This window comes from Marinobacter sp. (genome assembly GCF_048259445.1).
Lineage (GTDB): Bacteria > Pseudomonadota > Gammaproteobacteria > Pseudomonadales > Oleiphilaceae > Marinobacter.
In genome coordinates, this window is record NZ_JBLXHQ010000025.1 from 46,043 (window position 1) to 55,465 (window position 9,423).

8 protein-coding genes and 1 pseudogene are annotated in these 9,423 nt (G+C 53.2%); 3 read left to right on the forward strand and 6 right to left on the reverse strand.

Going from position 1 to position 9,423, the window contains the following annotated elements; translation table 11 throughout:
- Position 1: 1 nt before the first annotated feature.
- On the reverse strand, positions 2–916 hold the full coding sequence (gene argF / locus ACN0RL_RS16010) for an ornithine carbamoyltransferase (RefSeq protein ID WP_417518588.1): 915 nt from the start codon (positions 914–916) through the stop codon (positions 2–4).
- 245 nt (positions 917–1,161) lie between these two features.
- Here argF and grxD point away from each other — a divergent pair, with 245 nt between their 5' ends.
- The gene (gene grxD, locus ACN0RL_RS16015; RefSeq protein ID WP_417518590.1) at positions 1,162–1,488 is read left to right on the forward strand and encodes a Grx4 family monothiol glutaredoxin; all 327 of its coding nucleotides are present in this window, start codon (positions 1,162–1,164) and stop codon (positions 1,486–1,488) included.
- Positions 1,489–1,501: 13 nt separating this feature from the next.
- On the opposite strand, the gene ACN0RL_RS16020 is transcribed toward grxD, so the two are convergent.
- The 5 genes from ACN0RL_RS16020 to ACN0RL_RS16040 all read right to left on the reverse strand — a co-directional run bounded on the left by ACN0RL_RS16020 (position 1,502) and on the right by ACN0RL_RS16040 (position 7,615).
- Positions 1,502–2,200: a TonB family protein gene (locus ACN0RL_RS16020; protein ID WP_417518592.1), complete on the reverse strand. Its 699-nt coding sequence runs from the start codon at positions 2,198–2,200 to the stop codon at positions 1,502–1,504.
- Positions 2,201–2,283: 83 nt separating this feature from the next.
- Positions 2,284–4,488 carry a DUF1631 domain-containing protein gene (locus ACN0RL_RS16025; protein ID WP_417518594.1) on the reverse strand — a complete coding sequence of 735 codons (2,205 nt, stop codon included), beginning with the start codon at positions 4,486–4,488 and terminating at the stop codon, positions 2,284–2,286.
- Positions 4,489–4,686: 198 nt separating this feature from the next.
- On the reverse strand, positions 4,687–5,289 hold the full coding sequence (locus tag ACN0RL_RS16030) for a Yip1 family protein (RefSeq protein ID WP_417518596.1): 603 nt from the start codon (positions 5,287–5,289) through the stop codon (positions 4,687–4,689).
- 153 nt (positions 5,290–5,442) lie between these two features.
- On the reverse strand, positions 5,443–6,726 hold the full coding sequence (locus ACN0RL_RS16035; RefSeq protein WP_417518598.1) for an HlyC/CorC family transporter: 1,284 nt from the start codon (positions 6,724–6,726) through the stop codon (positions 5,443–5,445).
- 82 nt (positions 6,727–6,808) lie between these two features.
- Positions 6,809–7,615, reverse strand: a complete 807-nt coding sequence (locus ACN0RL_RS16040) for a cytochrome C assembly family protein (protein WP_417518600.1) — start codon at positions 7,613–7,615, stop codon at positions 6,809–6,811.
- A 180-nt stretch (positions 7,616–7,795) separates the two neighbouring features.
- Here ACN0RL_RS16040 and ffh point away from each other — a divergent pair, with 180 nt between their 5' ends.
- Together ffh and rpsP are read left to right on the forward strand one after the other, a co-directional pair.
- Positions 7,796–9,184: a signal recognition particle protein gene (gene ffh, locus ACN0RL_RS16045; protein WP_417518602.1), complete on the forward strand. Its 1,389-nt coding sequence runs from the start codon at positions 7,796–7,798 to the stop codon at positions 9,182–9,184.
- A gap of 164 nt (positions 9,185–9,348) precedes the next feature.
- A pseudogene (gene rpsP / locus ACN0RL_RS16050) lies at positions 9,349–9,423 on the forward strand (30S ribosomal protein S16); the annotation flags it as partial.

Sequence of the window (9,423 nt, forward strand, 5' to 3'; positions counted from 1 at the left end):
CTTAGTCCAGGCGGTTCAGAATCAGGAATTCCAGCAGGGCTTTCTGGGCGTGAAGCCGGTTTTCGGCCTCATCCCAGATGACGGAATTCGGATGCTCTATCATGTCGGCAGAAATTTCCTCGCCACGGTGAGCCGGCAGGCAATGCATAAGCAGCGCGTCTTTTTCTGCTACCGCCATCAACGCCGGGTTGATCTGGTAATTGCTGAACGCTCTCTCGCGGGCTTTCTGTTCATCTTCCTGGCCCATCGAGGCCCACACATCAGTAACCAGCAGGTTGGCATTGCGCGCAGCCTCAGCCGGCTCACGCATGAGTGTGACCCGGTCACCGTGGGTCTTCATCAGTTCCGGATCCGGTTCGTAACCTTCGGGCGTTGCGATATTCAGGTGAAAGTCAAACTGTGTAGCTGCGTTGATATAGGAGTGGCACATATTGTTGCCATCACCGATCCAGGCCACCGTGGCGCCACGTATGCTGCCGCGATGTTCGCGATAGGTCTGCATATCGGCCAGCAATTGGCAGGGATGAAAATCATCTGTCAACGCGTTGATAACCGGCGCTCGCGATGCCTTCGCAAACTTTTCAACGGTTTCATGGGCAAAGGTGCGAATCATCACGGCATCCACCATGCTGGAGATGACGATGGCGGAGTCTTCTATAGGCTCTCCGCGTCCAAGCTGTGTGTCTCGTGGAGAAAGAAACATCGCAGAGCCGCCCAGTTGGGTCATGCCGGCTTCGAACGAGACTCGGGTGCGGGTTGAGGACTTCTCGAAAATCATCGCCAGTACGCGATTCTTCAGTGAGTCCCTGACCTTGCCCTGGCGCCATTCGTTCCGGAGCCTGCTTCCATGGTCCACAAGGCTCTCCAGCTCGTTGGTGGTCATGTCATTCAGTGTCAGAAAATGCCTTGCTGCCATGGGATGGCCCTTACCGTGATGAAGCCCTGGATGAGTAAAAATTTTTGATGAAAAATGGGGGCATCAAGTCTAGCCCTTCACGTCATTGATGACAACGCTGCGGTTGGGGGGGCTTGCTTTGCGTCAAACTGTAGAGTTTGTTGAGGGGCTTGCCAGACGTGTACAATGTTGTTCAGATAAGTCAGATTCAACGGCGTAAAAAAAGCGCAATACACTGTTCCGTTTTCAATCAGAGGTGAATGTTCATGGACATCAACGAAACCATTAAAACCCAGCTCTCGGAAAACCCGATTATCCTTTACATGAAAGGATCGCCCCAGGCTCCCCAGTGTGGCTTTTCTGCCAAAACCTCACAGGCCCTGATGGCTTGCGGCGAGCGCTTTGCGTTCGTGAATATCCTTGACAATCAGGAGCTGCGCGAAGGTCTGAAAGTTTATTCAAGCTGGCCGACATACCCGCAGCTTTACGTCAGCGGTGAGCTGGTCGGTGGCTGTGACATTATCATGGAAATGTCCGAGAATGGTGAACTGGCCAAGCTGGTCAAAGAGGCCGCCAAACAGGCCGAAGCCTGAATTTTTCTGCTTTTCAGAGCCGCGACGGAGCAAACACCAGTTTAACTTCGAAGCGGCTCTTGCCGCTCTGATCGGGCGGTGGTTCAGGATACGGGCTGGCAGCAAGTGCGGCCCGGTATGCTGCGCTATCGATCTGCTCAATTCCTGTTGATCTGATAACCCTCACCCTGGTAAGTGCGCCATTCCCCAGCAAGCGAAGTTCAATCTCCATGTCGTGTGAATGAGCCAGCTCCCTGATGGCAGGTATGCGCTGCGTTTCAAGCTGATTGGCCAGATGTATAGCCAGTTTGACCAGGTAAGGATCCTGTTCCGAAGGCGATTGCGTAATCCTGGGCGTTTTTTCAGAGCTTTGGCTGGACGACATTTGCGTGCGGGATTCCGGCTCTGGAGGTTTGCTTGTCGGGCGTGAGGGTGTCGCTGGCCTCGCGGGTTCGATTGCTACTGTTTTTTGTTCAGAGCGGTTTGTCGTCAGCACGGGCTTTTCCGGCAAAGAGTGGCTCTGGTCTGGCGTGTAGGCAGAAGCCGGGGTCTCGGGAGTATTGTCTGCTGCTACCAGTTCGAGTTTCAGTTGCTGCTGGTGTCTGACTGGAGGGTCTGGAACGACGGGTGGAGTGCTGGATAGCAACAGCGTATGAATCAGGAAAGCGATCGATAAGGCAAGTGCGATCCGATACTTAGCCGGAAGGCTGTTGTTGCTGCCATGTTCCAGCATCGACCTCAGAATACTCCTTTAATACCGGGTGATCAGCTGCGCCGAATCGCGGACCTACAGCTTGGCTGAGGGTCCGCGCCGGTTCAGGCAGTTTTGCTGCGCAGGGAGCCGACGACGGCATCCAGTGCCCGATCAATGAATGCCCCTTGTTCTAGCAGAGTCATTCTTCCGCGCCGCATTTCATGCGCGAGCTCAACGCGTGTCTTTTCAATGACTTTCAGGCCCATGCGATTAACAAAGACGAAACAGTCTGCCTCATCAATGATCGCGGAGAGCTTGCAGCGGAAGCTCGCGCCATTTACCAGGCGGAACTCAACCCAGTTGCCTATTTCGATACCGTCGATTTGAGCCATAAACTCAGCGATGGCTGCATCCTCGGGCTGAGGCTGCATCTGGTTCTTGAGGTCGTCCTGCTCGAGCTCCTGTGCCGGGAGCTCCTCAACAAGCTCCGCATTGGAGCTTGCACGGAAGGCCTCAGCCAGCTCGTGCTTAAGCTGGCTCATGGTCTGATCAAGTTTCGTGGCGTTATACGAAACCTCTTCCAGCCCTGCGCGCAGCGACTTGAGAAGGCCCGGAACAACGCGAACCCACTGATCCCTTTCTGCATCTTCCTGGTGCGGATGGAGGCACCAGATCAGATCATCAACAACTTTGACACTTTCCTGCCAGCGGTGCTCAACGTCGTCCCGAAGATAGGCCAGGAACATGACGCGGCTCCAGCCATTGATCAGGATGTTATAAGTAGGCTCTGGCAGCCTGTAACGAGCGACACGTTCCTTGATAACCCGGTCTACCAGTTCCTGGGCTTTCTGGGATTTGATGCGCCCCCGTTCAGATTCGCGAGTACGTTGCTCGACGAGGGATGCTTTGCGATTTTCCCGGGCCAGGAATTCTTCGAACTCATCGTTAAGTGCTTCAAATAAGGCAGTGTCACCATCGAATTCGTTGAGGATTCTTTGCACAATTCCATGAATTTTGTCGTAAAGCTTGTCTCTGGCTTTTTCGTCGCTGTTGCTCCAGCCTATGCCCGCGCGGGCAAGAGCGTTGAGCAGCTTTCTCGCAGGGTGTGTGGTCTTGCTGAAAAAGCTCTTGTCTTTTATGACAACTTTCAGGATAGGTATCTGCAGCCGGCTTATCAGAACCTGGACGGGGGCAGACAGATTGTAGTCATCAAGAATGAACTCAAAAAGCATGGATACAAGGTTAATAAGATCCTCGTCCACCTCTTTGAGTGCAGGCTTTTTGCCGTCGCCGGTATTGGCCTGGGCGAGAATCTGTTGCACCACATCACGAAGATCAATGGTAAGCGGTTCACCTGCGCTGAGATTGTTCCCGGTATCAGCCTGAGCAGTAAATGGCAGGGATGCCAGCAAGCTTGCCAGTTCATTCCCCCCGATAATCCGGATGTTCGGATCATGCTGCCGGGATGGTACACCGGCGTTGGCCCGCTGACGCGCCAGGAGCTGATGAATCTGTTCGAAAACGGCATTGTTGCCCGCCCCGGCGTCCTGGCGGTATTCATCTGCTTCTGCTGAGTCGTCCGGAGCCTTGGCTGCCGGTTGACCCTCAGCTGCACTGTGTTGTTGTCCGCTTTTGCCGTGATAGCGAAAATTCGGGATAACACCTGCCTGAATGAGAATTCTGTTTGCCTCATCCAGAAGCATGCCCAGATTGGATACAACGTAACGATCAAACTGCTTGAGCAGGATTAACCGTTCGCGGATCTGTATTTCCAGCGCCTGGATGGCTTCGGTAAAAGCACTGCACAGGTGCTCGGGTGCCATAGGGTTTACCGGCGATTCGTCGGAGGCACCGTCGTAGACCTGGCTGAAGCGCGTCTGGAGCTGTAAGAGAGGCCCCATAAAATGGGCTTTGGCTTTTGTGATCATGGCGTTCAGAGCAACCTGCTCTTCCAGATCATCGTTACCAACGAGCGCGAGGTTGTCGGCATTGTCCTGCCGCCCCAAAGTGTCATCCTGAAGTTGACCTGTGCGAGGCGGATTGATAAAAAACTGCGCAACTGTATTCTGGAAGTGCCGCTCTACACCTTTCCGCTTGATGCGAATTTCACGCATGGCTTCAAAATAGCGATTCTGTTCATTGTTACTGCGGGCATTGTTGGCCAGCTCGAACAGCGAATCATCAACGGCATCAAAGGCGCCCTGCAACAGATCACCAAGCCCTGCAACAACGGTGTCGCGGATGCGGGTGACCTCCACAGGAACCGGCTTGTTGCTTCCCGCTTCTCTGTGCTCACGGAGGTAATGTATGCCGGACTGCTTGTTCATGGCCGACTCCTGTTTACGGCTCAACCGGGTACATGACCGAGCTTGACTGTCTGTTTTTTGATTATAGGTTAAATTTACCGCATTTTTGGCTGCGTTAACATGAATAAAAACTAACCTGAGCGCTAATACTAAAAATAAAGGGTGCTCCCATGGAACACCCTTTGCTGGTTTACGTGCACGAATGTCGGACTCTGATCTTCAGATTACATAAACCGGCCCGATTCCCGCGCTCCAGATCACAACACTGATTGCAAGAAGAGCGACAAACATAACCAGCCCTACGGTAAGAACTGCTGTGGCAAACATGAAGCCGCGATCCTCCGGTATTTTCATCAGTATCGGCAGGCCTTCGTAAAGCAGATACACCGCGTATGCAATAGCGACGAGCCCCGCCAGCATATTCACCCAGATATTCGGGTAAGCGGCGATAACTCCTATCAAAAACATAGGTGTTGCGGTGTAGGCAGCCATGGCCACACCCCGTGGCTCCTGGTCTACCGCGTCGTAGGTTGCCGCAAAGAAATCAATGAACTTGCCGAGAATAAAGATGCCGGCCAGCATGGCCGCATAGAACAATATCGACAGGCTCAGCGCGCTACTGACAGACAGGCGCGTTATCTGGCCGTCACCGATTTGCCAGCCTACCTGAGTGGTTCCGAAGAAGCCTGCAAGAGCAGGTATCAGTGCGAGAAGTAATACGTGCCCTGTGTATAGGCGGGTAACAGATTCAGATTCTTTTCGAATAGCTTCCCATTGCTGGTCAGGATGGGTCAGAAGGCCAAAGGTATGTGTCAGACTCATGGACAAACTCCTTGCGATTATTATTGTTCCGTACTCACCCTCAGTGTTGGTGGTAGTTTGATATGCGTCAAGGAGATGGTTAAATTTTGATCTTCCAAGAACAGGCTCCGCTATAACCGGAACGTCTATCAAGGAGGCTCTGAAAAGGTATTGTCAGGTTAGGGATCGCGCACGTTTTTTGCGCTTTTTCGGATGCACAATGGCCGCTTTTACAACGTTGTCCTTGATCTGGAGAACCTCGACCCGGTGTCCGTCTACCTTCAGGCAAACGTTGGTGTCCGGAATATTTTCCAGGGTTTCCGTGATCAGGCCGTTTAGTGTCTTCGGGCCGTCGGTAGGCAGTTTCCAGCCCAGGGTTTTGTTGATGGTGCGCACGGCAGTGGTGCCGTCAATAATAAAGGTACCGTCTTCCTGTGGAATGATGTCTGGGCTGGTCGCCGCATAATCCGTTGTGAACTCGCCAACAATTTCTTCGAGAATGTCTTCAAGGGTAGCGAGCCCGAGTACATCACCGTATTCGTCTACAACAATTCCGAAGCGACGCTTACCTTTCTGGAAGTTGATGAGCTGAGTGTTCAGGGGGGTGCTTTCAGGAATAAAGTAAGGTTCCTGACAAAGCTGCATGATCATGGCCTTGTTGATTTCTTCCTGTTGCAGCAGTTTGGTGGCGCTGCGCAGATGCAGAATGCCCTGGATATCGTTTATGTCCCCCTTGAAGACCGGCAGGCGGGTATGCTGGCTGTTCCTCAGTTGGCGCAAAATGGTGTCAGTGTCGTCGTCCAGATCGATGCCTGAGACCTCGTTTCGCGGCACCATGATGTCGTTTACCGTCACTTTCTCCAGGTCCAGAATGCTGACAAGCATATCCTTGTGCTTTGCCGGGATCAGTGCTCCGGCTTCGTTCACCAGGGTTCTGAGTTCCTCCCGGCTGAGGTGGTCGCTGGCCGCATCATTTGGAGAAATCCTCAGGATTCTCAGGATGGCTCCTGTAAAAAGGTTCACGGCCCAAACAATCGGATAGAGAACTTTCAGCAAGGGGCCGAGTACGTAGCTTGCCGGGAATGCTATTTTTTCAGGGAACAGGGAGGCCAGAGTCTTGGGTGTGACTTCGGCAAAAATAAGAATGACGATAGTCAGAAGCAGTGTTGCGATGGCGATACCGGCATCGCCCCATATGCGGATTGCGATGACCGTGGCGATAGACGACGCCAGAATATTGACGAAGTTGTTGCCGATAAGAATGATGCCGATAAGCTGATCGGTGCGCTGCAGCAATCCTTGCGCCCGTTTTGCTCCTTTGTGGCCGGTTTTCGCCATGTGTTTCAGGCGATACCGGTTGAGTGACATCATTCCGGTTTCAGAACTGGAGAAAAATGCCGACAGCATGATCAGCCCGACGAGAATAATCGACAGCGCAGTAAGCGATGTACCGTCCAAACCAGAGGTGTCCTTATGTTACTGACAAGTAGCGAAAGTAGGTTGTGATTGTGCCCGGTGTCAAGAGGTTATGGGTGGGGCATCAGCCGCCCTTCTGGAATACCAGTTCAAGGGCAAACTTACTGCCGTAGAAGGCCACCATGAGAAGGGCGCATCCAGCCAGTGTCCAGCGGCTTGCTGTCATGCCGCGCCAGCCTTTTGTATAGCGCCCGACAAGCAGTGCAACGAAAACCAGCAGCGAGAGCAGCGAGAATATGGTTTTGTGGGCAAGATTCTGGGCGAACAGGTTTTCTATAAAGAGAGCGCCCGTCACAATGGCGAGAACAAGCATGACGACGCCGGCCCAGACCATCTCAAAAAGCAGGGATTCCATCGTTTGCAGTGGCGGCAGATTGCGCACGATCGGGCTGTTATAGTTGCGCTTCAGCTGGCGGTTCTGGAAATAAAGCAGGGTTGCCTGTATGGCCGCCAGAGAAAACAGGCTGTAGGCTGTAACCGATAATGCGATATGTGAAAGTACACCATAGCTTTCATCAGAGACTACTCGTGACGGTGTATGCGTGATCAGCGCCATGATGATGGTAAAAGCTGCTAGTGGATAAACGCCCAAAAAAAGGCTTTGAACCGGCTTTTTGAGGTTCAGTCCCAGTAGAAGGAAAACGATTAACCAGGAAATCAGCACCGAGCTTTTGAAAAAACCCAGGTCGACACCGCCATCGTGGTGAATCGTCTGGGTAATCAAAACTCCGTGGGCTGCAAGAGCCAGCATGCCGACAAGTGTGGTAATAGCAATATTGCTGTGCACGCGTCCACGAAAATGAAGCGCCTGCAAAGCGGTGCCGACGCTGTACAGAAAAAGAGAGGTGACCGCGAGAATCAGCGTTCCCATGACTTCCTTATTAACCACTGTGCTGGCGGAGATCGGCAGGCGTGGCTGCCGATTTGACCGGGTTGGTCGTTTCAGGACGATAGTCTGGTTATAATGTCGCGATTATGCAACAGGAATCAAGGAGCCGAAGCCGGCTCTGAGGTTTGTGCACTCAATTTATCCGGGGTACGGAAGAGCAACATGTTTGAGAACCTCCAAGACCGACTTTCCGGTAGCCTGCGCAAGATTTCCGGTCAGGCGCGGCTTACCGACGACAATATAAAGGACACTCTCCGGGAAGTGCGCATGGCGCTGCTGGAGGCCGACGTCGCCCTGCCTGTGGTAAAGGACTTTGTTGAAGGTGTCCGGCAACGCGCTATTGGCCAGGAAGTGCAGCGCAGCCTTACCCCGGGACAGGTATTTGTAAAAGTTGTCCAGCAGGAGCTGGAACGGGTAATGGGCGAGGGGAATGAAACCCTCAATCTCGCCGTTCAGCCACCGGCAGTGATTATGATGGCCGGCCTTCAGGGTGCGGGTAAAACGACGACGGTCGCAAAACTGTCGCGGTTTTTGAAAGAGCGACAGAAAAAAACCGTGATGGTGGTCAGTGCCGACGTCTATCGCCCCGCCGCTATAAAGCAGCTGGAAACCCTGGCGGGTGAAGTTGGTGTTGAGTTTTTCCCCAGCAGTGCCGATCAGGACCCTGTTACCATCGCGGAGGGCGCGGTTGCCGCCGCCCGCAAGAAGCACATTGATGTTGTGATTCTCGATACCGCCGGACGTTTGCACGTTGATGAGCAAATGATGGGCGAGATCGGTCGCTTGCATAAGGCTGTCAAGCCGGTTGAGACCCTGTTTGTGGTTGATGCCATGACAGGTCAGGATGCAGCAAACACGGCCAAGGCATTTAACGATGCTTTGCCGCTGACTGGCGTGGTGCTGACAAAAACAGACGGTGATGCTCGCGGTGGTGCGGCGCTGTCTGTTCGGCACATTACCGGCAAGCCAATCAAGTTTCTCGGGGTTGGCGAAAAAACCGACGCTCTTGAACCGTTTCACCCGGACCGGGTGGCATCGCGCATTCTTGGTATGGGCGATGTGCTCTCTCTCATTGAAGAGGCCGAGCGCAAACTCGACCAGAAAAAAGCCGAGAAGCTCACCAGGAAGATCAAAAAAGGCAAAAGCTTTGATCTTGAGGATTTCCGTGACCAGCTTCAGCAGATGAAGAGCATGGGGGGGATCGGGGGTTTGCTGGACAAGCTGCCGGGAATGGGGCAGATGGCTCAGGTAGCACAGCAGCAGGTTAACGATAAATCTATGGGGCAGCTGGAGGCGATCATCTGCTCGATGACCGCGAAGGAGCGTCGCCACCCGGATGTCATCAATAACTCCCGCAAGCGCCGCATCGCAACCGGCTCTGGTACGCAGATACAGGATGTGAATCGTCTGCTCAAACAGCACAAGCAAATGCAGAAGATGATGAAGAAGTTTGGTAAAAAGGGCGGAATGGCGAATATGATGCGCGGTCTGGGTGGTATGATGCCGCCGGGCGGTGGCGGCGGTGGAATGCCCCCGTTTGGACGTATGTAAAAAGCCTTACAAGGAAAACCTTGAAACAGTCTGTTTCCCTGTTTTCTTTGGCGCACATTTAGCATAGAATAGCGCCCCTTTCGAGTATGGGTCTCCGCGTTGGCCACCATTGTGGTCAGCGTGAAACGTACAAAGTTCGTATAACAGAACAGGATATTGGTTAAATGGTAACAATCCGTTTGGCTCGTGGCGGTTCCAAGAAGCGCCCGTTCTATCATCTGACAGTAACTGACAGTCGC